This is a genomic window from Hymenobacter lutimineralis, from assembly GCF_008271285.1.
Lineage (GTDB): Bacteria > Bacteroidota > Bacteroidia > Cytophagales > Hymenobacteraceae > Hymenobacter > Hymenobacter lutimineralis.
Genome location: NZ_VTHL01000012.1, coordinates 37,049 through 62,734 on the forward strand (window position 1 = coordinate 37,049; position 25,686 = coordinate 62,734).

The 25,686-nt window shown below is 59.9% G+C and carries 24 protein-coding genes; 7 read left to right on the forward strand and 17 right to left on the reverse strand.

The features are described 5' to 3' along the window. Window positions 1–51 precede the first annotated feature (51 nt). The 8 genes from prfB to FY528_RS12265 form a co-directional block, all read right to left on the reverse strand. A protein-coding gene (prfB, locus tag FY528_RS12230; RefSeq protein WP_149071306.1) for a peptide chain release factor 2 occupies window positions 52–1,129 on the reverse strand; the annotation gives its coding sequence in 2 pieces (ribosomal slippage) (window positions 52–1,068 and window positions 1,070–1,129; 1,077 coding nt in all). A 105-nt stretch (window positions 1,130–1,234) separates the two neighbouring features. Then, a complete protein-coding gene (locus FY528_RS12235) occupies window positions 1,235–2,299 on the reverse strand; it encodes a branched-chain amino acid aminotransferase (RefSeq protein ID WP_149071307.1) in 1,065 nt (354 codons plus the stop codon). A 57-nt stretch (window positions 2,300–2,356) separates the two neighbouring features. Next, window positions 2,357–2,905, reverse strand: coding sequence for a cob(I)yrinic acid a,c-diamide adenosyltransferase (locus tag FY528_RS12240; RefSeq protein ID WP_149071308.1), 549 nt, complete (start codon window positions 2,903–2,905; stop codon window positions 2,357–2,359). A 56-nt stretch (window positions 2,906–2,961) separates the two neighbouring features. Then, window positions 2,962–3,687 carry an ABC transporter ATP-binding protein gene (locus tag FY528_RS12245; RefSeq protein ID WP_149071309.1) on the reverse strand — a complete coding sequence of 242 codons (726 nt, stop codon included), beginning with the start codon at window positions 3,685–3,687 and terminating at the stop codon, window positions 2,962–2,964. A gap of 11 nt (window positions 3,688–3,698) precedes the next feature. Further along, window positions 3,699–6,722: a tetratricopeptide repeat protein gene (locus tag FY528_RS12250; RefSeq protein WP_149071310.1), complete on the reverse strand. Its 3,024-nt coding sequence runs from the start codon at window positions 6,720–6,722 to the stop codon at window positions 3,699–3,701. A gap of 1 nt (window position 6,723) precedes the next feature. After that, entirely contained in the window at window positions 6,724–7,011 is a 288-nt protein-coding gene (gene gatC, locus FY528_RS12255) for an Asp-tRNA(Asn)/Glu-tRNA(Gln) amidotransferase subunit GatC (RefSeq protein WP_149071311.1), read from the reverse strand. A gap of 48 nt (window positions 7,012–7,059) precedes the next feature. Then, window positions 7,060–7,872, reverse strand: coding sequence for a lysophospholipid acyltransferase family protein (locus FY528_RS12260; RefSeq protein WP_149071312.1), 813 nt, complete (start codon window positions 7,870–7,872; stop codon window positions 7,060–7,062). A gap of 80 nt (window positions 7,873–7,952) precedes the next feature. Continuing rightward, entirely contained in the window at window positions 7,953–8,534 is a 582-nt protein-coding gene (locus tag FY528_RS12265) for an NUDIX domain-containing protein (protein WP_149071313.1), read from the reverse strand. A gap of 184 nt (window positions 8,535–8,718) precedes the next feature. Between FY528_RS12265 and FY528_RS12270 the strand changes: the two genes are divergently transcribed. Then, complete coding sequence (locus tag FY528_RS12270) at window positions 8,719–8,958, forward strand: hypothetical protein (protein WP_149071314.1); 240 nt, start codon at window positions 8,719–8,721, stop codon at window positions 8,956–8,958. A gap of 123 nt (window positions 8,959–9,081) precedes the next feature. Continuing rightward, window positions 9,082–9,657, forward strand: a complete 576-nt coding sequence (gene rnhB, locus FY528_RS12275; RefSeq protein WP_149071315.1) for a ribonuclease HII — start codon at window positions 9,082–9,084, stop codon at window positions 9,655–9,657. A gap of 44 nt (window positions 9,658–9,701) precedes the next feature. Here the strand turns inward: rnhB and FY528_RS12280 are convergent, their stop codons facing one another. The 3 genes from FY528_RS12280 to FY528_RS12290 all read right to left on the reverse strand — a co-directional run bounded on the left by FY528_RS12280 (window position 9,702) and on the right by FY528_RS12290 (window position 12,155). After that, window positions 9,702–10,154 (reverse strand): response regulator, encoded by a 453-nt coding sequence (locus FY528_RS12280; RefSeq protein WP_149071316.1) that lies wholly within the window; start codon window positions 10,152–10,154, stop codon window positions 9,702–9,704. A gap of 66 nt (window positions 10,155–10,220) precedes the next feature. Continuing rightward, window positions 10,221–11,753, reverse strand: a complete 1,533-nt coding sequence (locus FY528_RS12285; protein ID WP_149071317.1) for a sensor histidine kinase — start codon at window positions 11,751–11,753, stop codon at window positions 10,221–10,223. A 36-nt stretch (window positions 11,754–11,789) separates the two neighbouring features. Continuing rightward, window positions 11,790–12,155, reverse strand: coding sequence for a CZB domain-containing protein (locus tag FY528_RS12290; RefSeq protein ID WP_149071318.1), 366 nt, complete (start codon window positions 12,153–12,155; stop codon window positions 11,790–11,792). A gap of 179 nt (window positions 12,156–12,334) precedes the next feature. Between FY528_RS12290 and gcvT the strand changes: the two genes are divergently transcribed. Beyond that, a complete protein-coding gene (gcvT, locus tag FY528_RS12295; protein ID WP_149071319.1) occupies window positions 12,335–13,441 on the forward strand; it encodes a glycine cleavage system aminomethyltransferase GcvT in 1,107 nt (368 codons plus the stop codon). Between the two features lie 125 nt (window positions 13,442–13,566). Then, complete coding sequence (locus tag FY528_RS12300) at window positions 13,567–14,298, forward strand: 2-phosphosulfolactate phosphatase (protein ID WP_149071320.1); 732 nt, start codon at window positions 13,567–13,569, stop codon at window positions 14,296–14,298. Window positions 14,299–14,333: 35 nt separating this feature from the next. Here FY528_RS12300 and FY528_RS12305 read toward each other — a convergent pair whose 3' ends face one another. Together FY528_RS12305 and dtd are read right to left on the reverse strand one after the other, a co-directional pair. Further along, window positions 14,334–14,660 (reverse strand): nucleotide pyrophosphohydrolase, encoded by a 327-nt coding sequence (locus FY528_RS12305; protein ID WP_149071321.1) that lies wholly within the window; start codon window positions 14,658–14,660, stop codon window positions 14,334–14,336. A gap of 50 nt (window positions 14,661–14,710) precedes the next feature. After that, a complete protein-coding gene (dtd, locus tag FY528_RS12310; RefSeq protein ID WP_149071322.1) occupies window positions 14,711–15,160 on the reverse strand; it encodes a D-aminoacyl-tRNA deacylase in 450 nt (149 codons plus the stop codon). A gap of 56 nt (window positions 15,161–15,216) precedes the next feature. Here dtd and FY528_RS12315 point away from each other — a divergent pair, with 56 nt between their 5' ends. After that, on the forward strand, window positions 15,217–16,749 hold the full coding sequence (locus FY528_RS12315) for a hypothetical protein (RefSeq protein WP_149071323.1): 1,533 nt from the start codon (window positions 15,217–15,219) through the stop codon (window positions 16,747–16,749). Window positions 16,750–16,813: 64 nt separating this feature from the next. On the opposite strand, the gene FY528_RS12320 is transcribed toward FY528_RS12315, so the two are convergent. From FY528_RS12320 to FY528_RS12335, 4 genes are all read right to left on the reverse strand, one after another. After that, window positions 16,814–18,229 (reverse strand): hypothetical protein, encoded by a 1,416-nt coding sequence (locus FY528_RS12320; protein ID WP_149071324.1) that lies wholly within the window; start codon window positions 18,227–18,229, stop codon window positions 16,814–16,816. 52 nt (window positions 18,230–18,281) lie between these two features. Beyond that, on the reverse strand, window positions 18,282–19,514 hold the full coding sequence (locus FY528_RS12325; protein ID WP_149071325.1) for an OmpP1/FadL family transporter: 1,233 nt from the start codon (window positions 19,512–19,514) through the stop codon (window positions 18,282–18,284). Window positions 19,515–19,609: 95 nt separating this feature from the next. Beyond that, window positions 19,610–20,602 carry an endolytic transglycosylase MltG gene (mltG, locus tag FY528_RS12330; RefSeq protein WP_149071326.1) on the reverse strand — a complete coding sequence of 331 codons (993 nt, stop codon included), beginning with the start codon at window positions 20,600–20,602 and terminating at the stop codon, window positions 19,610–19,612. A 136-nt stretch (window positions 20,603–20,738) separates the two neighbouring features. Then, on the reverse strand, window positions 20,739–22,223 hold the full coding sequence (locus FY528_RS12335; RefSeq protein ID WP_149071327.1) for a helix-turn-helix domain-containing protein: 1,485 nt from the start codon (window positions 22,221–22,223) through the stop codon (window positions 20,739–20,741). Window positions 22,224–22,429: 206 nt separating this feature from the next. Between FY528_RS12335 and aceB the strand changes: the two genes are divergently transcribed. Next, complete coding sequence (aceB, locus tag FY528_RS12340) at window positions 22,430–24,061, forward strand: malate synthase A (RefSeq protein ID WP_149071328.1); 1,632 nt, start codon at window positions 22,430–22,432, stop codon at window positions 24,059–24,061. A gap of 132 nt (window positions 24,062–24,193) precedes the next feature. After that, window positions 24,194–25,474, forward strand: coding sequence for an isocitrate lyase (gene aceA, locus FY528_RS12345; RefSeq protein WP_149071329.1), 1,281 nt, complete (start codon window positions 24,194–24,196; stop codon window positions 25,472–25,474). Window positions 25,475–25,686: the final 212 nt, after the last annotated feature.

Consider the following 25,686-nt stretch of genomic DNA (forward strand, 5'->3'; position numbering starts at 1 on the left):
ATGACGGTCTTTTTTTATCGTGCAAGTTTAGATCAGGTAGCATGCCGTGAACTAGCTCTGCATCAAATAGCCTTTGATATACTCATCCAGGTCGCCGTCCAGCACGTTCTGCACATCGGTGCGCTCGATGCCGGTGCGCAGGTCCTTGATGAGCTTGTAGGGGTGAAGCACGTAGTTGCGGATCTGGGAGCCAAAGTCGATGCGCTTTTTGGTGGCTTCCACTTTATCCCGCTCGGCGTGGCGCTTATCCATTTCTATCTGGTAGAGTCTCGACTTCAACATCCGGAGCGCGTGCTCTTTGTTCATGAGCTGGCTCCGCTCAATCTGCACGGCAATGATGATACCGGAAGGGGCGTGGGTAAGCCGCACCGCGGTTTCTACCTTATTAACGTTTTGCCCACCGGCACCACCCGCCCGAAACGTGTCCCAGGAAATGTCGGCCGGGTTAATTTCGATGTTGATGGTATCGTCGATGACCGGGTAGGCAAACACGGAAGCAAACGAGGTGTGTCGGCGGCCACTGCTGTCGAAGGGCGAGATGCGCACGAGCCGGTGCACGCCAATCTCGCTTTTGAGGTAGCCATAAGCGAAGTCCCCGTCGATTTCAAGGGAGGCCGACTTAATACCAGCGCCTTCGCCGGGCTGGTAGCTGATCTGGCGTACCCCGAAACCGTGCTTTTCGGCCCACATGATGTACATGCGCATCAGCATTTCCGCCCAGTCCTGGCTTTCGGTCCCCCCGGCTCCGGGGTTGATTTCGATGATGGCAGAAAGCTGATCTTCCTCATCCGACAGCATGCGCTTGAACTCTAGCTGCTCGACTTTACGCTGAGTGGCGTCGAAGTCGGCCTGCATTTCGGCGTCGGTAACGTCGCCTTCTTTATAGAAGTCAAACAACACCTCCGTATCAGCTATTGCCTGCTGCACCGTTTCAAAATCATCGGTCCAGGTTTTCAGGGCTTTGATTTCCTTTAGCGCGGCTTCTGCGGCTTTGGAATTATCCCAGAAATCGGGCGCTGTGGTTCGCGCTTCGGCTTCAATGACTTGTTCTTTTCGGGCATCGTAGTCAAAGATACCTCCTCAGGGCCTCAGCGCGGCCCTTCAATTCCTTCACCTGTTCGTAGGTCATGGAGTAAAATGTGTGAGTGATGAGATTAGCAAAAGTAACGATAGACAAACGCCCGTTACCGGCAGCAGACCGATAACGGGCGTTTCTGGCAAGCAACGACTTTTCTTAAATGCGCACCATCCAGCGGTGCTCATCGGGGGCTTCCCCGATTCTGATGGCGTGTAAAGCCGCTGAAGCACGCTTGGAAAAAGCGTCGGGGCCAGCAACGGGTAGCTCAAAGTCCTCGCCCTGGTAGCCGATAGTGGCCATGGGGGCAATGGTAGCGGCCGTTCCTACGCCAAAGGCTTCCTCTAGCTTGCCCGCGCGGTGTGCTTCCAGCAATTCAAAGATGGAGACCTTGCGCTCTTCAACTGGCATGCCCCAGTCGCGGGCCAGCTGCAGGATGCTGCGCCGCGTGATGCCATCGAGAATCGAGGTGCTGAGCGCGGGCGTTACGAGGCGGCCATCCAGCACGAAAATGGCGTTCATCGTGCCGGACTCTTCTACGTACTGGTGCTCGGAAGCATCCGTCCAGATCAGTTGGTTGTAGCCTTCTTCCTGGGCCAGGCGGGTGGGATACATGGCCGCGCCGTAGTTGCCGGCATTCTTGGCAAACCCGGCCCCACCTTCCGCCGAACGCACATATTTCTGCTCGAAGCGCACCCGCAGGGGTTTATTGTAATAAAGGCCCACCGGGCAGGTGAAGATGACGAATCGGTAGCTTTCCGAGGGCCGTACGCCGATAAACCCATCGGTGGCAAACATGAATGGGCGGATGTATAGGGCACTGCCGGGGGCATTGGGTACCCAGTCAGCGTCGAGGCGGATGAGCTGCGCCAGCCCCTGCATAAACACCTCCTCGGGCACGTGTGGCATGCACATCCGTTCGGCCGAAGCGTTGAGGCGGTGCAGGTTGTCGAGCGGCCGGAAAAGCGCAATTTCGCCTTCCGCGTTTTTGTAGGCCTTCATGCCTTCGAAAATGGCCTGACCGTAGTGCAAAGCCGAGTTAGCCGGGCTAACCGTCATTTCGCCGTAGGGTAGGATCTGAGGCTCCTGCCATTCCCCATCACGATAATCGACCACCAGCATGTGGTCGGCGAAAATTTTACCAAACTCAATGTGTTCAGGGTCGAGCTGCGACAGGCGGGAGGCCGTCGTGCGCTGCGTCCGAATCGATAGGGTGTCGAGCATAGGAAACAGAAACTGGGTATGCAAAAAGAGTGGGGTGGGAAAGGCGGGTGGCCGCAATCAGGTGCGCGGTTGCCAGGTAACCTCTTCGGCACCGAGTTCTACCGTCATCAGCCTGCTGAGCACAAACAGATAATCGGAGAGGCGGTTCAAATAGATGGGCACGAGTTCGGCCACGGGTACATCCTCCTGCAGGGCAACTACCAGTCGCTCGGCGCGGCGGCACACGCACCGGGCCACGTGCGCAAACGATACGGCCTGATGACCACCGGGAAGAATAAAGGCCCGCAGCTCGGGTAGCTGTTCGTTCATGCGGTCCATCTGCTCTTCCAGCAGGGTTACGTCCTGAGCATGCAAATCGGGTACCTTCATCCGGGACTTTTCGGGGTCGGAGGCCAACGTAGCGCCGATGGTGAACAGGCGGTCCTGCACTTCTTTGAGCAGGTCGCGGCGGGCGGTATTCACGGGCTGGTCGCGCACCAGGCCGATGTAGGAGTTAAGCTCATCGACCGTGCCATAGCATTCTATGCGCAGGCTGGCTTTCGAAACCCGGGTGCCTCCAATAAGTGAGGTAAGGCCCTTGTCACCGGTTTTGGTGTAAATTTTCATAGGGGGAAAAGCCCGCGTGCCGTCGTCAGTGGTGCGCACTGCCGGGCCGCATGGGGCTACTGCTCCGTGTAGGAAAGGTGGTGAGTAGTTACATTGAGGTTAGGCTGATCGGACTCCACCAACCCGTCGCGCAGCCGTACAATGCGATGGGCATAGTGCGCAATGTCCTCTTCGTGCGTTACCATGATGATGGTGTTGCCCTTGGCATACAGGGCCTCAAACAAGTCCATGATTTCATGACTCGTCTTAGTGTCGAGGTTGCCGGTGGGCTCATCAGCCAGGATGATGCTGGGGTCGTTGACCAGGGCGCGGGCAATGGCTACGCGCTGGCGCTGCCCGCCCGACAGCTCGTTGGGGCGGTGCTTGGCCCGCGTGTCCAGGCCCACGCTGCGCAGGGCCTGCATGGCTTTCTCCTGCCGGTCGGCTTTGCCGTAGCCCGCATAAATCAGGGGCAGGGCTACGTTGTCGAGGGACGTAGCCCGGGGCAGCAGGTTGAAGGTCTGGAAAACGAAGCCGATTTCTTTGTTACGTACATCGGCCAGCTGGTTGTCCGTCATGTGGCTGACGTCTTTCCCGTTCAGGATGTACTGGCCCCCACTGGGAGTATCGAGGCAGCCAACAATGTTCATCAGGGTAGACTTGCCGGAACCCGACGGGCCCATAAAAGCCACGTACTCGCCGCGCTGGATGGTGATGGACACCGACCGCAGCGCATGAATACGCTCGGCTCCCATCTGGTATACCTTCGAAATGTCAGTGGTTTCAATAACGGGAGGCAGCATAACCGGTGAAGTTAGTTCCAGGAGGGGGCGAGGGGAGCCGGACGCGCAACCCCAGGCTGGCTGTGAAAGATAGCGTATTCCTGAGGGGAAAGCAATGTACGGAGCTTGCGTAAAGGCTCTTGAGCGTAGTCAGGCAACCCGGCTGCAAACGCCGCCAAGATATAGCCTTTCAACAACGGTATCGACTCCGGGTTATATTCAATGCCGCGCAACAGGGCCTGGTAAGCCGCCAGGGGCTGTCGGCGCTGCTGGTAAAACCGGGCCGCAGCCAGTAAGCCTTGCTCTACGTACGGCGCTTCCCGGATTACCTGCTGATACAGCGCATCGGCCTGGGTGGGCCCAGACGCTACCAGCGCGCGGAAATAGGTAGCATATCCAACATCGAGTCCCTGGAAATAGGCCTGGCTCAGGAATCGGCGCAGCTCCGTCAGATCCTGCTGCTGGGCCAGTACATGCCCTCGCAGAACATTCCAGGCAGAGGCCTGAGTGCTACGCGTGCTTACGGGGGGGGCGGCCGCCGCTACGAGTTCCTCAACCTCGGCCACCTGACTCTGTGCCCAAGCTGCTACCGCCTGCGCATAGGCCGCCTGCCGCCGCAAAGCGGGCTGGCGGACACTGGTGGCAATAGCCGCCCGCGCCACGCCCGGTAAGCTTCGGCCTAGCAGAACGAGGTAATCTACCTTGCTGGAGTCGGGGGCCAGCATAGCGGCCGCCGGGGTGTAGCGCAGAGTGGTAAGCAGCCGCCGGGCCTGCAAGGCTACAGTGGGGTCGGCAACTGCCCGGGCCGCAACTTGTCGGGCTGAGTCGGGCTGGCTGGCCAATGCCAGGGCATAAGCCCGGGCAAGCTGGCCCGTTCTGGGGTCCAGCTCTGCCGCCTGGCTCAGGCGGGCTGCCGCTGCCGGAGCCGCTCCTTGTTCCAGCAGCCATAGGCCCTGCAATTGCTGATAGTAGGCAGCACTCGGGCTTTGCGCTGTAGCCAGCGGAATAAGCGTGTTCTGGGCCGATGCCGGGCGTCCCCCGTATTGCTGCGTCAGGGCCTGCAGAAACAGCAGTTGCTCGGCGTATGGGGCGTTGGTGGTGTAGCGCGGTAAGCGGCGCAAGGTAGGAAGCAGGGTGGTATCCCGGTTCCGGACCCGCAGTAAAGCCGAGTGGTAGAGCAAAGCAAAAGACCCCGGCGTTAGCGCTGTGTCTGTGGAAGCCGGGGCAGGGGCTGGCTGAGTGCGTTGCACCAGGGCTACCAGCTGCTGATTGCTGCGGAAGGCCTCGGACTTTGCCGGCTCTTGTAAGTATGACCGGGCCTCGGCCCAGCGTTGCTGTTGCACCAGGAAAGCCAGTTGGTTGCTGCGGAGAACCTCGTTCTTTGGCTCTTCCTTCAGGGCTTGCTGCTGGTAGTATTGTACCGAATCGGTGAGGGCCGAGCGAGTGTAGAGCTCGGCCAGTTCACTGGCGAGAGGCACGCTGCCGGGAGTGGCCCGCAGCCCGGCCCAGAGGGTGCGCTGGCGCTCAAAAAAGTCGGCGGGTGTGTTGAATAGGGAAGCCAGCCGTAGGGAAATCTTTTCCGAGGGAGCCCGGCTAAGAGCCCGGCGCAGGGCGTTGATTTCGTTTTGCCTTTGCGTGCGGCTGCGGTACAAGGCGGCCCGGCCCAGGCTGGCTTTGTGGTTGAAACGGTCCATCCAGTCACTTTCGGCGTAGTACCGCTCGGCCAGCAGAGCCAGGGCATCGGCGGCAGGCTGCTGCTCACTTTGCCAGCGTGTAAGGTCGCCTAGCTGGTTGTAGTAGCCGGCTTGGGCCCGGTAATACAAATCAAGCCTATTACGGAGCAGAATAGCCCCAATGCAGCCAATACCTAACAGGTATACCACGTAAAAAGGCAGCCGACGGGGCTCAAATACCACCCGGTACACCCGCAGCTTCTGACGGATAAGCGGCGCAAAGTTCACTAGTATGTAGAGCAGAAACGCTACGCCCAGCACCAGGAAAGAGGTGGCGGTAAAATACCGGCCCGCTTCAATGATGGGGTCGTTCTGGGTAGCAAAGGCATAGGCCAGCGTAGCACCGGCGTAGGCCGCAAGTACGCCCAGAAGATAAGGAGTAGCCTTTGCTGGCACCCAGGCACGAAGCGTAGAGTGACGCTGAGCCATACCTGCCGCGCCAACGGCTGTAGCCAACAGCAACAGCAGGTACGGGTCGAGGCGGAGGCCGGGCAGCAACTCCACGTCTCCATTGGAGAAGTAGTACAACGCCAGCACGGTCAGATACAGGCCGCTGGCCAGCAGAAAAGGCCATAAACCAAAACGGCTTTGCGGATTTTCGGCCTGAGTGTTCAGCCAGAGTAGCAGCCGAATGTTTTCAATGCCGGCCCACAGTACCCACAGCGCTATGGCTATGGTACCGCTTTGGGTGGCATAGCTTGCTATATGCAGGGCTGCCAGTGGAGCCGGAGCTGCCCCGGCTACGAGCAGGAAGGCGCTAAGCCCGCTTACTAGTAGCCCAAACCACAGCAGGCGCAGGGGGCTGGAAACCTGGGGGAAAAATGCGTGAAACCCGTAGGCCGAGCCCACGAGCAGTACCAGCGTGAGTAGTAAGAAGTACTGCTTCGTGTCATTAAAAACCCCCAATGCATCAAGGTTCAGCGACATCAGCAGGAAAATCACCGCCGACATGCCAATGGCGAAACTAAGTCGAGGTAGAAAGCTGATGAACGTTAAGGCATAGACCAGGCAAAATCCCAGTACCAAGGCCAGGGCCGCCGCCGCTTCCGGGCGGATAAGGGGCCCTCCTACGGTATACGTTTCGGTGAGGGCGTACCCGTTTACCGATACCGGCAGGCGGGCTGTACCTACCGGCACCTGGGCTAGCTCTAGTGGTACCGGGGCCAGTTGAGTTTCTGTGACCAGCGGGAGGGTGGCCTCGGGGCCGGCTACGTATTGCCAGCCAGCGGCAAAGCCTACCAGCACCAGCAGCAGCACCAGCGCGGCCAACGGCAGGGGAAAGCGCGCTGGCTGGGAGGCAGCATTCAGGGAAGGTGGGCGCAAGCTATTCCAGCACTTTGGGCACGCGGAAGTAATCGGAGTCCTTGCGCGGGGCATTGCGCAGCCCATCGGCGTGGCTGATGCTGTTGTGGGCCTCATCGGGGCGCAGCACGTTGATTTCGTGCGACAGGTGAACGAGGGGCTCCACATCCGTTGTGTCGAGCTGCCGCAGCTGGTCGACCCAGTCCAGAATTTTATTCAGGTCGCCGAGCATTTGCTGCTCTTTGGCTGGGTCAAACTCCAGGCGGGCAAGGTGGGCCAATTGGCGAAGGGTGGTCAGGTCGGTGCTCAAAACAGAAGAAACAGCAGGAGTGAAATACAAAGAAACGAATCAGCCGGGTTATTGGCTGGCTGGCTGGGATGCCCGGTGGGCAAAAATGGGCCAGAAAGAAGGGGCCGGAATACCAGCTGCTTCGGGCAGGAAAGCACTGGCAATAGCCTCATAGGCCTGCTGACGAAGGCGGGGGGCATCGGCCTGGGTGAGGCCCTGCGTCGAAATCGGCTCGTGAAAGACCACCTGTAAAGGCGAATAGCGCACCCGTAGCGTGCCGGCCACGTCGGGCATAAACCGGTGGTTCAGGGGCATGGTAATGGGCACAATGGGCACCCCGGCGGCAATAGCCAGCTGAAAGGCCCCGTCTTTGAACGGCATCATTTCCTCTCCCGGTTTGCGGGAAATAGTACCCTCCGGAAAGATAACGATGGAACGGCCCTGCGCCAGGCTTTGGCGCGCATACACCATGGAGCGGCCCCGGCTCACGGCGCTTTCCCGATTAACGGTAATGTAGGTGCGCCCAAATATTGGCCCCCACACAGGCACTTCAGCCAGGGCACTTTTACCCATGATGTTCAGAAATCCGGGAATGGCCTTGAACAGGAGCAGAATATCGATATAGGAGCTGTGATTGGCCACATATACGCAGGGCGGATCGGTGGGGCGAGGCTGGCGCCCCTGCACCCGAACCGGCACACCCCACATGCCCAGGGAAAAGATGGACCAGAGACGGTTGATGCGGTGCAGGTGGCGGTGGCCCTGCGGCTTCTTACTCAGGAGTAGCTGGGCCGGGTACGTTACCGCAAAAGGCAGCACAAACCAGAAGGTGCTCCAGCTGGTGTACAGGCGGTGTCCGATATAACGAAGCACTTGACGCATATGGGCAAAGGTAGCAGGTTGGCAAATGAATGCAGAATAACAGCTCCTTGGATGAAGAATAAAGGAAGATGCCTTAGTTTCTAACCGGCCGCTACGCGCTGCTGCAAATACCGCTCGGCCTTGAGCAGCCCGGCTACGCTGATGGCATCGGTAATGCGGTTGTTCATGGCCATTTCTACCGCTTCGCGCAGCGGCAGCTTCCAGAGGTGTAACTGCTCGGTTTCTTCGTGTTCGGTAGGGCCGGGGGTAAGCTCCTCTGCCAAAAACACAAAGCCTTCCTCGTCGGTCACGGAGTTGGAGGTGTGCAGCCGGGCAATATTGGTCCAGCGCGCCGCCAGCAGCCCGGTTTCCTCGCGCAGCTCCCGCTGCGCCGACTCCAGAATGTCCAGCTCCACGGGGCCGCCGCCCATGGGTATTTCCCAGCAGTACTCGTTCAGGGCGTAGCGGTACTGCCCCACCAGCCAGGTGTTGCCTTCCGCATCAACCGGGATAATGCCCAAGGCCTTGTTTTTCATGGAAACCACTCCGTAAATGCCCGGGTTGCCGGCCGGGTTGATGACCTGGTCTTCGCGCACCCGGATCCAGGGGTTCTGGTACTTTATTTCCGAGCCCAGCACTTGCCAGGGGTTGTGCGTTTCGTCGGGAGCAGGGGAGGTTGACATAGCAAGACAGCAGGAGATAAACGCCAGACCGGCAGAACGGCTTGTGCAGCGCCAACGGGCAAGCTACTGCCGCTGCTGCAATAATAGGGTATCGGGCCGGATCTACGGTGCCTCAACCTGGGCCCGGAACCTGCCGTACCATACCAGACCGGCCGTTCACATTCCGGCCGCTTTTCTAGTGTATATGGCTAACCAACCCAAGAAACCAGCGGCTACCGAAGTCGGCGACCCGCTCTTCAACTTAAAGCATGCCCAAGCCGAAAGTGAGCTGGCACAGCATACCGGCGGCCTGGGCCCGGTAACCAACGAATACATCACCACCGACGAAGACGAAGCCCTCGACGAAGGCCCGCGCGACAAGCAGGGCCACCGCCGCGGCGAGTCGGGCCCCGACGAAGCGGGCAGCACGGCTGGGCGTCATTAGGCGGCGCGACCCTCGCACCAATAAATTTGGCTGCCCCTGAGCAGCATACAAAAGGCCTCTCCGGTTGCAACTGCTGCCGGGGAGGCCTTTTGGCTTGTCTTGGTGCTTACCTTTGCGGGCGTGATGCTGCTTTCCTCTTTCTCTGGCCAGCCTTTGGAAGCCGGCCTCGACGAAGCCGGGCGAGGCTGTCTGGCCGGTCCTGTGTTTGCGGCGGCCGTGATCCTGCCGCCCGATTTTTCCTGCGCTTACCTCAACGACTCCAAGCAGATGACAGCCCGGCGGCGTGACCGAGCCCGGGAGCAAATCTGCCGGGAAGCCGTGGCATGGGCCGTGGCCGAAGCCTCGCTAGCGGAAATTGTCGAGCTAAACATTGCCCAGGCCAGCTACCTGGCCATGCACCGCGCCGTGGATGCGCTGGCCGTACAGCCCACGCATCTGATTGTGGATGGCAACCGGTTTAAGCCCCATAGCACCCTGCCGCATACCTGCCATATTGGGGGCGATGGTAAGTTCCAGAGTATTGCCGCGGCCTCCGTACTGGCCAAGACTTTCCGCGACGAGCGTATGCACGCCCTAGCAGCAGAATATCCAGGATATCAGTGGGAGCAGAACGCGGGTTACCCCACGGCGCAGCACCGCGCGGCCATCCGCGCGCTGGGTCCAACCAAGCATCACCGAATGGGGTTTCGGCTGCTGTAGACCCATAAAAGCAGTAGGGACTTTAGTTGGCCACGCCACAGTGGCTAGTGCGATTTGTCTTTGAGCTGCAGCAAATCCAAGAACAAACTAAAGCCATCTACCGTCGAGCCGCCTTCCCCGAATTTATCGAAGTTCAGTGGTTTGATGATGTAGCCGCTCACGGCTAGGTCGCGGGCTTTGAGCCGGTCATTTTCCAGGTCGGAGGTCGTCATGATAAACACGTTCAGGCCCACAAAATCGGGGTCGGAGCGCAAGGCTTCCAGCAGCTCCAGGCCGTTCATGCGGGGCATGTTGATGTCCAGCATCACTACGCTGGGCTTGGCGATTGGGGGCTGCCCGTTTTCGCCGCGCAGCAGCTGCAGGGCGTCCCGGCCATTGCGGGCAATGTGCAGGGGAACGTCGATGTTGTGCTTGCGTAGCTCGCGCTGCACATTCATGATATCCATCTGGTCGTCCTCGACGAGCAGGATACTAGGTTCAGAAGCAGAGTCAGACATACAAAAAACGGCTAAGACAGCACGTTGAGTTGAGGGGGAACAAAACCTATACGGCTACCGAATACTTTAGGCCACTGCTACGGTGGGGGCCGGGGTAGCCTCAGGGCGTATCTCCCTGACCTTGGGCCAAGTGAAAATAAAGCGCGCCCCCTTGCCCTCGGCCGATTCTACCAGAATGGTGCCGCCCTGTCGCTCCACGATCTTCTTGACAATGGCCAGGCCCACGCCGGTGCTCTCCAGCGTGTCGCGCTCGGTGAGCGTCTGGAAAATGACGAAGATTCGTTCGTGGTATTCGGCGGCTATGCCTGGGCCGTTGTCGGCGATGGTGAAGGTATAGTGGGCGCGGTGCTCGGTGCAGCCGATGCGGACCCACCCTTTTTCTGGCTGGTGGTGGTACTTGAGGGCATTGCTGAGCAGGTTGCTAAACACTTGCTGCAGCTCCACCCGCGAAGTAAACAACGTGGGCAGATAAGGTGGCAGCTCAATGCGGAAGCCCGGCGGCAAACTCAGCATGTCCACTGTTTCGTTGAGCAGCTCCCGCACACTCACCCGCTCCTGCACGTGCCGGGTGCGGCCCACCCGCGCCAGGTCCAGAATGCCGGTAATCAGGTTTTCCATGCGGTGTACGCGGGTGCGCATCAGCTGCAGAAACTCCCGGATGTGTTCGGGTAGGTCCTGGTTCATATCTTCCTCTATCCAGCGTGAGGCGCTTTCGATGCCGCGCAGGGGAGCTTTCAGGTCGTGCGACACCACGTAGGCAAACTGGTCCAGCTCCTGGTTGCGGTTTTCCAGCTGGCTTACGGTGGTGTCGATGGTATTCGACATAACGTTGAGGGAAGTAGCCAGCTCGCTCAGCTCATCGTGGGCGGTGTCGTCGATGCGGGTTTTATAGTCGCCCCCGGCCAGGCGCGTAGCCAGGGCCACCATGTTGCCGATGCGGCGGGCAAAGAGCCGGGTGACGTAATAGGCCCATAGCAACCCCAGAACAATAGCTAGTAGCGTGATGACAATAGAAAGCACCCGGGTTTCGCGGATGCTGGCAGCCAACTTTTCGCGTAGCTCGTCGCGGTCGGCCAGCTCGGCGCGGTCAAAGCTGCGGAACATCGTACGAATTTCATCAGTCAGCTCCTTGCCCGAAAGGGTTTCCATCAGCCCCCGGTGCTCCATGCCCTCCAGGCCGCTTTGGTTGGGAATGCGCCGGGTGGCGTCGCGCTTTTCCGCAATCAGCAGGTGCGAGTAAGCCGACCATTGCTGGTATAGGCGCTGGATGCGCTGCAGGCGGGCATACTGACGGCCAGCGGGGTTGAGCGTGCTTTTGAGGTGGGAAAAGCGCGAGAGCAGCTCCCGCTCCCCCTGGTAATAGGGCACCAGCATCGTTTCGTTGCCGATAAGCATAAAGCCCCGAAACCCCGACTCCATGTCAATAATATTGCGCAGCAGCGAGGTAGCGTCGGACGTTACGCGCTGGGAGCGTTCTACGCGCTCCAGGTTGCGCAGCACCTTACGGGAAAGCTGGTAGTTTACCGCCACTACGGCCGTAAACAGAAGAAAAATTGCCAGGAAACCGGCAAAGACTTTGGTTGCGAGGGTAGGCTTCATGCCGCTAAGTGCCCAAGGATGACCTGCGTATCGAGGTTAGGCGCCGTTACGTAGCTTTTGCTGCATGGTTTGTAGAAGCACGGTAATCTGGTCACTGATGTGCTGAATAGTGGGAAAGCCGGCCAAGGCCTGCTCGGTGTGCCCAGCCAGGTGCAGGTCCATCAGCTCATTGGCCACACGGTGCACCAGCTGGTGCTGCCGGTCCAGCTCATGAGCTTCGGGCAGGTGGGCATATCTGGTGAGGGCCGTGCCCCGGATCCACTGGCCCAGGCTGCAAACCTCCGGGTCGCGGATGGGGCTTTCCTCGTTTTTGGTACCGTGCAGAAAGGAGCGGAGCTTGGATTTAAAGAGTACGTGCTTAACCAAAGCACTTTCAAAGTCTTGTTTTATTTCGTCGAGCATGTATATGACAGGGAGCTGGCGGAGAGAGGCCAAAACAGTACTAAGCTCCTCGGCAAAGATAAGGTTCCGGGCCGGTGCGCGGATGGCCCAAGGGTTTTGGCTAATTTCGCCGCGTTGTTACCGGAGCCGAGTTGTTGCGGTAACGGCCCCACTATTTCCACCCAACCACCCGTTTGCTCATGGCTGAAGACCTCAAAACCGTTGCTCTCAACGACGTGCACCAGCAACTAGGCGCCAAGATGGTGCCCTTTGCCGGCTACAACATGCCCGTTCGTTACTCCTCCGACCTCGAAGAGCACCACACTGTGCGCCGCGCCGTGGGCATTTTCGATGTGTCGCACATGGGCGAGTTTCGGGTGCGCGGCCCGCAGGCCCTGGCCTTGATTCAGCGCGTGACCAGCAACGATGCCAGCAAGCTTACCGATGGCAAAGCCCAGTATTCCTGCCTGCCCAACGAGCAGGGCGGCATCGTCGACGACTTACTGGTGTATAAGCTCGCCGACGAAGACTATATGCTGGTGGTCAATGCCTCGAACATCGACAAGGACTGGAGCTGGATTCAGCAGTACAACCAGGAGTTTAAGGCCGATATGGAAAACGTATCGGACCAGCTGAGCTTGTTTGCCGTGCAGGGCCCCAAGGCTGCCGACGCACTCCAGAGCCTCACCGACGTAGATTTGAAAAGCATTCCGTACTACTCCTTCGTGCAGGGTACGTTTGCCGGCCAGCCTAACGTGATTATCTCCGCCACGGGCTATACCGGCGCGGGCGGCTTCGAGCTGTACATTCCCAACGAATCGGCCCACGCTATCTGGAGCAAGATTCTGGAAGCTGGCCAGCCCTACGGCCTCAAGCCCATTGGCCTGGGCGCCCGCGACACCCTGCGCCTGGAAATGGGCTTCTGCCTCTACGGCAACGACATCAACGATACGACCTCACCCCTGGAAGGCGGGCTGGGCTGGATTACCAAGTTCACGAAAGACTTTGTGCACAGTGCTGCCCTCAAGCAACAAAAGGAGCAGGGCGTGCAGCGCAAGCTGGTGGGCTTCCTTATGGACGGCCCCGGCATTCCGCGCGCGCATTATGACCTGGTGAACGAAGCCGGCGAGAAGGTAGGCGAGGTGACCAGCGGCACTCAGTCGCCGAGTTTGAGCAAAGGCATTGGGCTGGGCTACGTAGCCACGGAGCTGAGTGCGCCCGGCAGCAAAGTGTTTGTGCAAGTGCGCGGCAAAAACCTGCCGGCTACCATCACCAAGCTGCCCTTCGTGAAAGGCACGGAAGAATAACGGACAAGTTGTGATAGAGTGCCAGCTGTCGGCTTTGGGCTGGCGGCTGGCATTTCGTTTAAAAACCCGCTCATCCCGTATGCGTTTCGCGGCCGGCCTATCCTGCCGCTTACTGTTAGTACCTGATGCCCCAAGTCGACCTTTGTTTTTCCCCGGAGCTGCTGGCTCTGTACCACCTGCCTGGCAAAGTAGTGGTAGTAGTAGATATCCTGCGGGCTACGTCCAGTATTGTTACGGCTCTGGCCAATGGCGTTACCCATGTGTTTCCGGTAGCGGAGCTGGCTGAGTGCCGGGCCCTGGGGGAGCAGCACGGCTGCCTTACCGCCGCCGAGCGGGATGGCCGCGCCGCCGCCGGATTTGATTTGGGCAATTCCCCCTTTGGCTACCTCGATGGCGTGGTAGAAGTGAAAGGCCGGGCCGTGGCCATTAGTACGACCAATGGCACCCACGCCCTGCGCCGCTCCCTGGCGGCCGATGCAGTGGTGGTGGGCGCGTTCCTGAACCTGCAGGCCGTGGTGGAGTTTGCCGAAGCCCAGCAAAAAGATGTGCTGGTTGTGTGTGCCGGCTGGAAAGGCCAGTTTTGCCTGGAGGATACCGTATTCGGTGGGGCGTTGGCCGCGCGGCTGGCCGCTAGCGGCTTCGACGTAACTAGCTCCGACGCCACCCTGGCCGCCCTGCATCTGTGGGAGCGGGCCGAGGCCGATTTACCGGCTTACCTGCTCCAGTCATCCCACGTACGGCGCCTCAACTCCCTGGAGGCCAACAAGGACTTTGTCTTCTGCCTGCAGCTGGATGCCTACCCGCACACACTGCCCCTGTGGCGCACCGACCGACTGGTGAACGAGGTAATGCACTAGCGGCGGCCAAACGTTGCGCAGCTGCTTACCCGCGCTTAGCGCAGCTTTTCATTTTGCTGGTGCCGGTCGGCATCCCGCTGAGTTTTTTTGGCCAGGTTGCGCTGAAGCGCGTCGGTGAGGTTCACGCCGGTTTGGTTTGCCAGGCAAATCACCACAAAGAGCACGTCGGCTAGCTCATCGGCCAGCACCTTGTCGCGGTCCGAGGCTTTGAAGGACTGCTCCCCGTACTGGCGGGCAATAATGCGGGCTACTTCGCCTACTTCTTCCGTGAGCATAGCCATGTTGGTTAGCTCATTGAAGTACCGGACGCCGGTTGTCTGAATCCACTGGTCAACGGTTTGCTGGGCTTCGTCGATGGTCATAAAAGCTGGGAAAGGAGAAGGAAAAAGGGGAAGTGGGGTGAAGGCGGGGCTTACGCAGTGGGCGAATCCAGCACTATGGTCACGGGGCCGTCGTTGAGGAGCTCCACCTGCATATCGGCGCCAAACTCCCCGGTGGGCACGGGCTTACCCAGCAGTTGCGCTACTTCCCGCACAAACTGCTCGTAGAGCGGAATAGCCACGGGCGGGGGCGCGGCCCCAATGTAGCTGGGGCGGTTGCCTTTGCGGGCGTCGGCCAGCAAGGTAAACTGACTTACCACCAGAATCTGCCCATCAATATCCTGGACCGACCGGTTCATCTTGCCTTCCTCATCGGAGAAGATGCGCAGCTGCACCAGCTTGCGGGCCATCCAGCCCAGAGCCTGTGCATCGTCGTCGGGACTGAACCCGGCCAGCACCAGCAGGCCGGGGCCAATCTGGCCGGTGAGCTGTCCGGCCACCGTAACCTGGGCGTGGCTTACCCGCTGAATAACTGTGCGCATAGGGAAACGGCAGAGTAGTGGGTTTTTGTCGTACTTCGTGGGCTGATTTTACCTGCATGCCCGCCGCGAAAAACGACAAATTCTGGCCGAAAACCTGGCCCTGGCTGCTGCCGGCTCTGGCGCTGCTGGCTGCCGTCCGCCTGCACGGCCTCTCCGTTGCCGCCTTTCCTGACTACGACTCGGTGCGTAACTGGCTGATTGTGCAGGAAATAGCCGGTGGCAACTGGCAGCACCTGTTTCACCACGCCAGCCCGGGCTTCTTCCTGCTCTATGCTCCCGTGGCGGCCCTGCACCCCGATTTTCACGTGTTCCTGTACCTAAATGCCCTGCTGGCGGTGGCGGCGGTGGGCTGGCTGGCGGCCTTTGTGGGGCGGGTAGATGCCTTGCCCTCCGTGGTGGTAGCTCTGTTGGCGTTAGTAGTAGGCACCTCGTTGCTGCTCACCTTTTCCGGCCGCGACTTCACCATCAGCTCTGCCGGACTGCTGGCTTTTGTGGGGCTACTCCAGGCCTATTACCAGCGCCTAGGTCAACCCAGCCGCCAAACGCTGCTTCGGGCAGCGCTGTGGCTGGCCATTGGCCTGCTTTTTCAGTACCGGTTTCTGCTGGTGCTGCCAATCCTGGCCGTGTTTGAGGGGTTGCAGCGAGACGGCCTGCTCTGGCAGCGCGGCAACCTGCTGCGGGTAGGGGTGGTGCTGAGTGCTCCGTACGTACTCCTGGGGCTGGTAGGCTGGCTGATGGCCGGTTTACCGGTGTATCGTTGGGAGGCTGCCTACGCGGGTATCCTGTTCCCGTCCGTGGCTAACGCGGCCCATCGCAGCGGCAATTTTCGGCTTGATCTGGGCTACTACCCGCGTTTTCTCTGGGAGTTTGGCTCCCCGCTGGTGTGGCTTGGCGTGCTGGCTACGCCGGTGTTTGCCTGGGGAAGCTGGGTGCGTACCCGGCCTTGGACGCCGGCCGGGTATCTGAGCATCTGGGCGGGACTGTTTCTGGCCGGCATGTCGCTGCTATTGAAAGCACCCCGGGGCTTGCTCTTTGCCGAAGGGTTGTTTACCGTGCTTGGGGTGCTGGCCCTCCAGCAGGGGCTGCAACGCGTGAGCCTACGGCAGAGCGGCTCCATCCTCGTGGGCCTGCTGCTGGCTGCCGCCGGCTGGAACCTTTACCGCTTACCCCAGGAAATCTACCGCTACGCGCCCACGTCCTACCCTCAGGTAGTAGCTTGGCTGCGCCAGCACAAGGTGCAGCGTGTGGCCAGCACCGTGGGAATGGGCGTGGCGCCGTTTGCACGCCCGGCCGGCATTGAGGTCTACAACGTGCATACGCTGGCGCAGCTGCAGGAGGCCCGCCGCGCCGGCATTACCTACGTGCTGCTGGATGGCTACCGGCTGGTTACGGGCGTGGATGAATTTACCGGGCTGGAAAACAACCGCAAGCTGGCTACTTTCCCGGAGCCGATGCTCACTTCCTCGCTGCTGTTTCTGGAGCATTCCGAGTTTACGGGCGCTACTTATGCCGAAACCCTGGCGCGGCAGCAGCAGGCGGCCTCCGCACCAGCCCAGCTAACCATCATGCAGCTTGCACCTGCCAACTAACAGAACAGGCCGCTCCATGTAGAGCGGCCCGGACTGTGATACTGATTTGGAATGTATTTTTTAGCTAATCCGGCAGCGAAGTAGTCGGGAGGGTGTTCACATCCAACAGGGGCAAATTAGCCCGGTAGTAGCTGTTGATCTGGCGTAAAAACTCATTCGCCACCAATCCGTTGCCACGCGGTGTAAGGGAGTAGAGGTCCAGGGAAAAGAAGTTGCCCCGCACCGGGTCGCCGGAGTATTCCACCCCGTTGATGTTGACGCCCCCGCTCACGCCGCCTGCGCCACTTACGCCGCTCACGTTGATAAACAGTTGATTGACATCAACCAAAGCAACTTTGTATTTGCCGGTCTTGGGGTCGGTTAGGGTTTTCAGCGCGGCGTTTACCCTGCCGATAATCGGATCTACCCGGCCGAATTCGGTTGCGTCCAGCACTTGCGCCCGCGCGATAGGCGCCCGCGCATCCATGCCATATAGCAGGGTTTCCTGGGTACCGTCGGGGTTGGTGTACGTTACCGGTTGGCCTACCAGCTCCAGGTACGCTGGCAAAACAATATCATCATTCGTAATGGGCCGGGCTTCGTTGGTTAGGGAAGAAATGATGTACACTACGATCTGGCTGTTGCCAGTAGCAGTGCGGGCGCGGTTTTGCACTTTGTCGCCTGCTCCTAACTGGAAGTAGGGCAGGGTCTTCAGACTGGGAATGGTTGCTACGGCACCTGGCCGGTTATTGGCCGTGAGGGCATCGAGCAGCACGCTCAGGTTCGCAATGATGAGGTCATTACTCGTGCTGGTCGGCCGCTGGGTGCACTCCCCACCTTTCAGCGCGTAGGGCAGCAAATCTTCCAGGCCCACCATGGCGGTGAAGAAGGTGGCCTTGTTCTCACTTACGGCCTGCAGGTAGGAGCGCGAGTCGCTGGCGGGCAGTAGCCGCTCAAAGTAGCTGTTGAAGGGCGCGCCGGTTGCGGCGTTGGCTTCCAGGCCCAGGCCGGGTGTGGCAATCTGTGTGAGCCGCAAACCTGGCACGGAGAGGTTATTGGGCAGGCTCAGTCCCTGCGCCCGGCTATACAGGTAGGTGGTATCGGTAGTACCGCAGCTGTTGGCAATTCCATATTTGGCCCGAATGGTAGTGCGCGCCGCCGGTACTTGCTCCGTAACTGGAACGCCCAGCGCCGAAATGCTCTGCAGCTTGAGGTAGCCGGTGCCCGCGGTGCCCTCCACCAGGGGCTGCAAGAAGGAGATGCCCGGCTGCGCCAGCGAGAACTGATACGCCAGCATGTTGGGATAAGAGTAGCGCTGACTTAAGGACGTAACGCCGCCATTGCTGAAGCCGGCAGAATACAAACCTCCTACGGCCACGTAACGGCTCATATCCAGCGAACCAGCGCTGGGCGTGGGCTCCGTCTGATCGGGGACACAGGCGCTGAAGGCCAGCACGGGTGCCAGTAACAGGCGTGAAAAAGAAAGGGAAGAACGTTTCACAGACAAAAGAAAAGGCCCCGCCTGCCGGAGGCAGGCGCTGGCCGTCAGGGATTTAAAACGAATACGACAGCCCCACGGCGGCCGTGTGCACAAACGTGCGGTACGTGCCAATGATGTTGGCCGTTTGCTCCTGGGCCTGGTTGTCGCGGGCCGTGCGCGTGGCCAGCACCCCAAACTGGTAAGCCAGGTCCAGGTTGACCTTGGGCGCCATGGCAAAAGAGCAACCCAGGGAGCCCGCCAGCTTATTCCCATCGGGGAGGTCGGGGGCTACGTATTCATCCCGCAGCGGGCTTTCGTCGTAGAGCACGCCCACCCGCAGGGCAGTTTTGGGGTCGAGCTGGTATTCGGCGCCTATTTTGAAGGCCATGGCGTCTTCGTAGCGCCGGGGCTGGGAGGCCCGGGCGGCCTGGCTGTTGGCAAACCGGAAGGTGACGGAGTCCGTCTTTGTCCAGTTGGTCAGGGTAAAGTCAAACAACAGGTTGAGCTTCGGCGTTATCCGGTTCGCCAGGCCAACCGACAGGGTTCCGGGCAGGTACACGTCGGTTTCCATATGGTTGCTGCTGGTAAAGCGGCCAGCGTCGGTTTCCGGTACATTGCGGAAAGTGGCGGTGCCATCCTTCACCTGGAGGCGCATGCCCGAACGGTAGCTAATGCCAAACGACAAATCCTCGGAAGAGCGACCGTAGATACCCACATTGAAGCCCATGGCGTTGGCACTGCCCTTGTATTCAGCATCGGCATTGAAAGCCCCAAACTGGCCTAACGCGCGCAGCTGCCGTACCCGGCCGTGCGTGAACACGGCTCCGGCACCCACGCCAAAGTTCTCACTGATGGCGTAGGCCACCGTGGGCTGCACCTGCACGGTATAGAGGCTGGACTGCTGCACTACGCTACGGCCCTCCCAGGAAAGGGGCCAGCTGGTATCATATGCGAAGGGGGTAGTCACGCTCAGCCCAGCCGAAATGCCCTTGCCCAGGTAGCGCGAGGCAAATAGGTAGCCCGAGGGCACCGGCGTCATGTCTTGGAAAGTTTTGCGGCGCGTGTTGGTGGAGAGAAACGACGTGCGGCGGGCCTGAGCCATGCCTCCTACGCTAATGCGCAGGAGCGAGTCGCGCATCCCCAGCGCCCCGGGATTGTAAAATGCCGCCGCCGGATGGTAGGCCAGCGCCGTGGCGGCGCCGCCCAGCCCTAGCAGCCGGGCTCCTTGCGGACCAGTTTCGAAGCCCCCGGCTACCGCAGCCGAGGTAAGCAAGCAAAAGAAAGCGGAAATGTAAGGAAGCCTCATGCAGACGGATTTGCGGACAATGGCACAAAGGTAGTTGATTGCGCCGGGTCCTTTTCGTTGCTGGCACCACAACTATCGACTTTCTTCCCTGAACACTAGCGCATAATGCGCAGGCTATCCAGGTGCTGCTGGTAGCGGCGGGCGTTGCGCTTATGCTCGGCGTAGGTTTCGGCAAAATCCGAATAGCCACTACCATCGGGCCGGGCGCAGAAAAACACGTACTGGTGCGCCGCCGGCTTAAGTACTGCATCCAGGCTTTGGCGGTTGGCGGAGGTGATGGGCCCCGGCGGCAGGCCTTTGTGTTTGTAGGTATTATAAGGCGAGTTCACGAGCTTGTCTTTATTAAGCACGCGCTTGACGCCAAAGTTGCCAATAGCCCACAACAGGGTGGGGTCGGCCTGCAGGCGCATGCCCCGCCGCAGACGGTTTAGGTACACCCCAGCAATGATGGGCTTATCCTCTTTCTTGGCCGTTTCGCGCTGCACGATGCTGGCCAGTACGTGCACCTCCGTTGGCGTGAGGCCCAGCGAATCGGCCTGGGCCCGGCGGCGCGGAGTCCAGAAACGGCCATGCACGCGCGCGGCCGTATCCAGCAGCGCTGCGGCCGAGGTAGTCCAGAGCAGGCGGTAAGAGCCGGGCAAGAAAAGCGTCAGCACCGTGGTGGTGTCTAGGTGGTAGCGCTTTTGCAGGTAGTCATTATCGTTTAGCAGCCGGCGCAGGCTGGCAGAGTCAGCTTCGAGCTGGCGGGAGAATTGGCGGGCCAGCTGAGGCTTGTATTTGAAGGCTTGAAGCTCAAAATGCACGGTATCTTGTCGTCCATCCAACAGCATGTCCAGCAAGGCCTGGTTGCCCAGCCCCGGTGTGAACAGGTAGCGGCCCGGGCGCACCCGCTCGGGGTACTCGCGCCGCCGGGCCAGCCACTCAAACGAGCGGAGGTCCTGGAGTAGCTCCTGTTGCCTGAGGGTAGCCAGTACCGTACTGAATGAGCTGCCCGTGCGGATGTACAGATAGGCTGGACCTTCCGGAGAAGCGGCCACGTTGGGGCGCCACAGCAGCCACCAGGCACCCGCGGTAGCCAGAAGTGCCATTACCGCCACCACTACTGCCCCAACCCACAAACTCCGCCCAAGCCGACGGGAACCGTTACTACGCACACCAAAGCAATTAGCCCAACATTCCTCAAAGATAGGAGGGATGCTGGGCTAAGCAGGATTGGCTAAGGTGCTAGCCGGCGTTTACGAGGTTCGAAATGGCGTCCCGCAGGGCTTGCTGGCGGGCCTTCCGCTCAATTTCCACGGGCGGAGCCGAGCGTACTTCGCAATCCGGAATCTGGCACCGCTCACAGGTTTCGTTTACCCGCTTCTGCGGAATGGCCGGGTCTTCGAGGAAGCGCACCTTGTGGCGCAGGGTATCATCGCAGAGCAGCCCCACCGTCACGCTCACGGCCGGTTCCACCACGCTGCCCGCCCGGGCCAGCGTCAGGCACAGGTACTCGTCGCCGTTGGGATACAAAGAGCGCTGGGCCCCAATGCTGAAGGCCGGGGCCTGACGCAACGCCTGCTGGCGGCTTTCGTGGATAAGGCGCAGGGAAATCCAGCGGCGGCAGTAGTGCTCGTGCAGCTCGTTGCCGTGGGGGTTGTGCAGGCGGGAAAGGTGCAGCTCCTTGGTCAGCAGGTAGCCGGCATTCGCCTTAGCCTGGTCGAACCGCAGGAAAAACAAGCTCTGCAAACCAAAATGACGGGGCAGCAGATTGGTCAGGCGCTGCATGAACATCTCCGGCGAAACGCCATACTTCGTGAGCAAGTCCAGTAGGCTGTTGGGGTTCCAATGGTCGGCGGCAAAGAACTGCTGCAGGTCGCGCACCAGGTTGTCTTCCTCCATCAGCAGGGCCCCGGCAAAGTAGGAAGCCTTGAAGTTGTTGAGTACCTCATCAAAGGAGCGTACCGGGAAATTGGCATTCACGTAGGGCCGCTCCTTCATGCCAAGGTAGTTGAAGGCCACTTCCCGGGCCAGCACGAAGGACTCCTGTGCCCGCGTGAGGCCCGGCCGCAGCAGCAGGCGCTTGAGCTTGGGCTGGTACACGGAGCGTAGCCGGCCCAGCGAGTCATAGTCGCCGAGGGTGGTCCGGTCTACGGTGTAGCCATACTCCTCACACAAGACTTTCTCCAGCTGCGCTGTGTCGAAAGGGGGCGCTGTAGTGAGGTTGCGTTCTACCGCGAAGGTGTGCACGTCCTGTTCCAACTCCTCAAAGTAGTTGTCGTGCATTTCCTGGTAGGAGCGAAGCGCGGCCAGAAAAAAGTTCTCCTGGCGTAGTTCATAGTTGCGCGCTATTTCGAACAGGGTGCTGATGAAGGCATTCATCTTGGCCGGCGCATCGGCAATCAACTCCACGATGCGGATGGGCTCCAGCCCGAACATCTCCAGCGGAAACTCCTTCAGTACATCCGACTGCAGCAGCTCGGAAATAGGCTCCAGGCGGCGGCTAAGTGTAAGGGACGTGAGCTGGTCGTAGGAAACTCCCAGCACTTTGCTCATACTCAGTATCTTATCCGCCTTCGGGTACTTTTTGCCCTTTTCGATTTCGTTGAGGTACGACACCGATACGTCACAGGCACGCGCTAGCTCCGCCGGCGTAAATCCGCGTTCCAGACGCAGCTCCCGCAGTTTAAGACCAAAAATTAAGCGAACAACTTGTCCGTGACTAAGCATAGGTAAGGGGGAATGGGAGGGGAACAGACCCCAGGCAGCGAGGGTGCAAGAAAAGCGAATTTTCTGGGACTCTGAACAAACAGAGAATGGGACAAAAGTATCACTTTTTGGCGATTATCATCTTTTAGCGAATATTCGCTTGATTAATAAAATTCGCTTATGTATGTTTGGGTATCAACATGGTTCACCCTTTCAACCAGATACCCATGACGTTTTTTGCCCAAATGCAGCCCGTAGCGGCCCTACCTACTTATCGGACCCCCGAACGAGTGAAAGTGCTGGGGGCATATTCGGTCGAGTTTGCCGATATCCTTACGCCCTCTGCTTTGGCTTTTGTGGCCGAGCTGCACCGCCGCTTCGACCCAACCCGGCAGCATTTGCTGGCCCGGCGCGAGGAGCGTCAACGTGAATTCGCTGCCGGCAAGCTCCCCGATTTCCTGCCCGAGACCAGGCTGATCCGGGAAAAGGCCTGGGAGGTAGCCCCTGTACCCACCGATTTGCAGGACCGCCGCGTGGAAATAACCGGCCCCGTGGAGCGCAAAATGATTATCAACGCCTTGAACTCGGGTGCGAAGGTGTTCATGGCTGATTTCGAAGACTCAAACTCGCCCACCTGGGAAAACGTGGTGCAAGGGCAGCTGAATTTGCGGGATGCCGTGCGCGGCACTATTTCCTTGTCTACGCCCACGAAGGAATACCGCCTGAACGAGCGGGTAGCCACCCTGATGGTGCGGCCCCGCGGCTGGCACCTGGAAGAAAAGCACGTGCTGGTAGATGGGGAGCCCATCAGCGCGGCTCTGTTCGACTTCGGGCTTTACTTCTTTCACAACGCCCACGAGCTCTGCGCCCGGGGTAGCGGCCCGTACTACTACTTGCCCAAACTGGAGAGTCACCTGGAAGCCCGGCTGTGGAATGATGTGTTCGGGTTTGCGCAGTGGTCGATGAAAATGGCTAAGTGCACCATCAAAGCCACGGTGCTGATTGAGACCCTGCCCGCGGCTTTTGAGCTCAACGAAATCCTGTATGAGCTGCGTGAGCACAGCGCGGGCCTCAACTGTGGCCGCTGGGACTACATCTTCAGCTACATTAAGCGCCTGGGCTGCCAGCCGGAATTCCGGCTGCCCAACCGGGCGGAGGTGACGATGGCCGTACCGTTTATGGCGGCCTACTCGCAGCTGGTGGTACAAACCTGCCACCGCCGCGGCGTGCACGCCATTGGGGGCATGGCCGCCCAGATTCCCATCAAGAACAACCCCGAAGCCAACGAGGCCGCCCTGGAAAAAGTGCGGCTGGACAAAGTGCGGGAAGCCCGTAACGGCCACGACGGCACCTGGGTAGCACACCCCGGCCTGGTACCCGTTGCCCTGGACGTGTTCAATGAGCTGATGCCCGGCCCTAACCAAATCAGCAATAAGCGCGAAGATTTGCGCGTGACGGCCGCCGACCTGCTCCAGGCCCCTACCGGCTCTATCACGGAGGAAGGCCTGAAACTGAACATCGACGTGGCGGTGCAATACATTGAATCCTGGCTGCAGGGCAACGGCTGCGTGCCCATCTATAACCTGATGGAGGATGCGGCCACGGCCGAAATCAGCCGCGCCCAGGTGTGGCAGTGGATTCATACCCCCAACACGACTCTGCAGGACGGTCGGCCCGTTACGCTGGAACTGTACCGCTCCCTGGTGCCGGGCCAGCTGGCCAAGATCCGGGAACTGGTAGGAGAGGCGCGCTATACCAACGGCCGCTACCTGGAAGCTGCCCAGCTGTTTGATCAGCTGGTGAGCCCGCCCCAGTTCACCGAGTTTCTGACGGTGCCCGCCTACGATAAGCTGGCCTAGCCCGCCCCGGAAGGAAACACACTTTCTTATCGATTTAAAAAATGCTACCTGCCGGTAGCCTGGCCGCGCTTTGCCCAGCTGCAGGCGCCTTTTTCTCTCGTCTTCCTTTTCTCAACCCCAATTCCCAGTACCATGAACAAGCAGGAACACATTGCCGCTATTAACCAAGAATGGGCTTCTAACCCGCGCTGGCAAGGAATTGTCCGGCCCTATACCGCCGAGGACGTGCTGCGCCTGCGCGGCTCCGTGCAGATTGAGTACTCCTTGGCCCGGCAGGGGGCCGAGCGTTTGTGGAACCTGCTGCACACGGAGCAGTACGTAGCGGGTTTGGGCGCCCTCACCGGCAACCAGGCCGTGCAGGAAGTCCAGGCGGGCCTCAACGCCATTTACCTGAGCGGCTGGCAGGTGGCAGCCGATGCCAACGGTGCCGGCCAGATGTACCCCGATCAGAGCCTGTACCCTGCCGACAGCGTGCCGAGCGTAGTGCGCCGCATCAACAATGCTCTGCTGCGCGCCGACCAGATCCAGAGCGTGTCCGGGGAAGGCAACGTGCATTGGATGGTGCCCATCGTGGCCGATGCCGAAGCGGGCTTTGGGGGCAATCTGAATGCCTTTGAGCTGATGAAGATGATGATTGAAGCCGGCGCGGCGGGCGTGCACTTCGAAGATCAGCTTTCCTCGGCCAAGAAGTGCGGGCACCTGGGCGGCAAGGTGCTGGTACCTACCCAGGAAGCCATCAACAAGCTGGTAGCGGCCCGCCTGGCGGCCGATGTAATGGGCGTGCCCACCCTGGTAGTGGCCCGCACCGACGCCGATGCCGCCGACCTGATTACCTCCGACGTGGATAACCGCGACCTGCCATTTATCCTGCAGGAAGCCGAGCGCACGTCGGAAGGATTTTTCCGGGTGCGCTGCGGGGTAGAAGCGGGTATTGCCCGTGGTCTGGCCTACGCGCCCTACGCCGACCTGATCTGGATGGAAACCTCCCACCCCGATCTGGCCCAGGCCCGGCAGTTCGCCGAGGGCATTCACGCCAAATTTCCCGGCAAGCTGCTGGCGTACAACTGTTCGCCCTCTTTCAACTGGGCTTCTAAGCTCAGCCGGAAGCAGATGGAAACGTTCCGCGAAGAATTGGCTGCCATGGGCTATAAGTTTCAGTTCATCACCCTGGCAGGCTTCCATGCCCTCAACACGAGCATGTTTGAACTGGCCGCGGCCTACCGAGACCGGGGCATGGCCGGCTACTCGGAGCTGCAGGAGCGAGAGTTTGCCTTGCAGAAGCAAGGCTTCAAGGCCGTGAAGCACCAGGCCTTCGTGGGCACCGGCTACTTCGACGAGGTTCAGAACGTGGTATCGGCGGGGCGGGCCAGCACCGGCGCCCTAGTAGGCAGCACCGAAGAAGCACAATTCTAAACCACGGATTCGGGCGGATTTTTCGGATTTCGCGGATTTTGGGGACGATTGACGTTCCGTCAGCGTCGCATCATGCTAGACTTTTAACAAAGCTGTCATCCTGAACGCAGTGAAGGACCTTATCACGCCAGTACGATTCAAGCTGATCGTACTGGCGTGATAAGGTCCTTCACTGCGTTCAGGATGAACTATGAGGAGAGCCGTCCCCAAAA

What these genes read in the sequence shown, in the direction of transcription:
- aceA (WP_149071329.1), top strand. Translation starts at nt 24,194, where the DNA reads ATGAACAAGCAGGAACACATTGCCGCTATTAACCAAGAATGGGCTTCT.
- FY528_RS12245 (WP_149071309.1), bottom strand. Translation starts at nt 3,687, where the DNA reads ATGCTGCCTCCCGTTATTGAAACCACTGACATTTCGAAGGTATACCAG.
- FY528_RS12265 (WP_149071313.1), bottom strand. Translation starts at nt 8,534, where the DNA reads ATGTCAACCTCCCCTGCTCCCGACGAAACGCACAACCCCTGGCAAGTG.
- FY528_RS12285 (WP_149071317.1), bottom strand. Translation starts at nt 11,753, where the DNA reads ATGAAGCCTACCCTCGCAACCAAAGTCTTTGCCGGTTTCCTGGCAATT.
- FY528_RS12325 (WP_149071325.1), bottom strand. Translation starts at nt 19,514, where the DNA reads ATGAGGCTTCCTTACATTTCCGCTTTCTTTTGCTTGCTTACCTCGGCT.
- mltG (WP_149071326.1), bottom strand. Translation starts at nt 20,602, where the DNA reads ATGGCACTTCTGGCTACCGCGGGTGCCTGGTGGCTGCTGTGGCGCCCC.
- FY528_RS12300 (WP_149071320.1), top strand. Translation starts at nt 13,567, where the DNA reads ATGCCCCAAGTCGACCTTTGTTTTTCCCCGGAGCTGCTGGCTCTGTAC.
- FY528_RS12260 (WP_149071312.1), bottom strand. Translation starts at nt 7,872, where the DNA reads ATGCGTCAAGTGCTTCGTTATATCGGACACCGCCTGTACACCAGCTGG.
- dtd (WP_149071322.1), bottom strand. Translation starts at nt 15,160, where the DNA reads ATGCGCACAGTTATTCAGCGGGTAAGCCACGCCCAGGTTACGGTGGCC.
- gcvT (WP_149071319.1), top strand. Translation starts at nt 12,335, where the DNA reads ATGGCTGAAGACCTCAAAACCGTTGCTCTCAACGACGTGCACCAGCAA.
- FY528_RS12335 (WP_149071327.1), bottom strand. Translation starts at nt 22,223, where the DNA reads ATGCTTAGTCACGGACAAGTTGTTCGCTTAATTTTTGGTCTTAAACTG.
- FY528_RS12240 (WP_149071308.1), bottom strand. Translation starts at nt 2,905, where the DNA reads ATGAAAATTTACACCAAAACCGGTGACAAGGGCCTTACCTCACTTATT.
- aceB (WP_149071328.1), top strand. Translation starts at nt 22,430, where the DNA reads ATGACGTTTTTTGCCCAAATGCAGCCCGTAGCGGCCCTACCTACTTAT.
- FY528_RS12290 (WP_149071318.1), bottom strand. Translation starts at nt 12,155, where the DNA reads ATGCTCGACGAAATAAAACAAGACTTTGAAAGTGCTTTGGTTAAGCAC.
- FY528_RS12315 (WP_149071323.1), top strand. Translation starts at nt 15,217, where the DNA reads ATGCCCGCCGCGAAAAACGACAAATTCTGGCCGAAAACCTGGCCCTGG.
- rnhB (WP_149071315.1), top strand. Translation starts at nt 9,082, where the DNA reads ATGCTGCTTTCCTCTTTCTCTGGCCAGCCTTTGGAAGCCGGCCTCGAC.
- FY528_RS12305 (WP_149071321.1), bottom strand. Translation starts at nt 14,660, where the DNA reads ATGACCATCGACGAAGCCCAGCAAACCGTTGACCAGTGGATTCAGACA.
- FY528_RS12270 (WP_149071314.1), top strand. Translation starts at nt 8,719, where the DNA reads ATGGCTAACCAACCCAAGAAACCAGCGGCTACCGAAGTCGGCGACCCG.
- FY528_RS12235 (WP_149071307.1), bottom strand. Translation starts at nt 2,299, where the DNA reads ATGCTCGACACCCTATCGATTCGGACGCAGCGCACGACGGCCTCCCGC.
- FY528_RS12280 (WP_149071316.1), bottom strand. Translation starts at nt 10,154, where the DNA reads ATGTCTGACTCTGCTTCTGAACCTAGTATCCTGCTCGTCGAGGACGAC.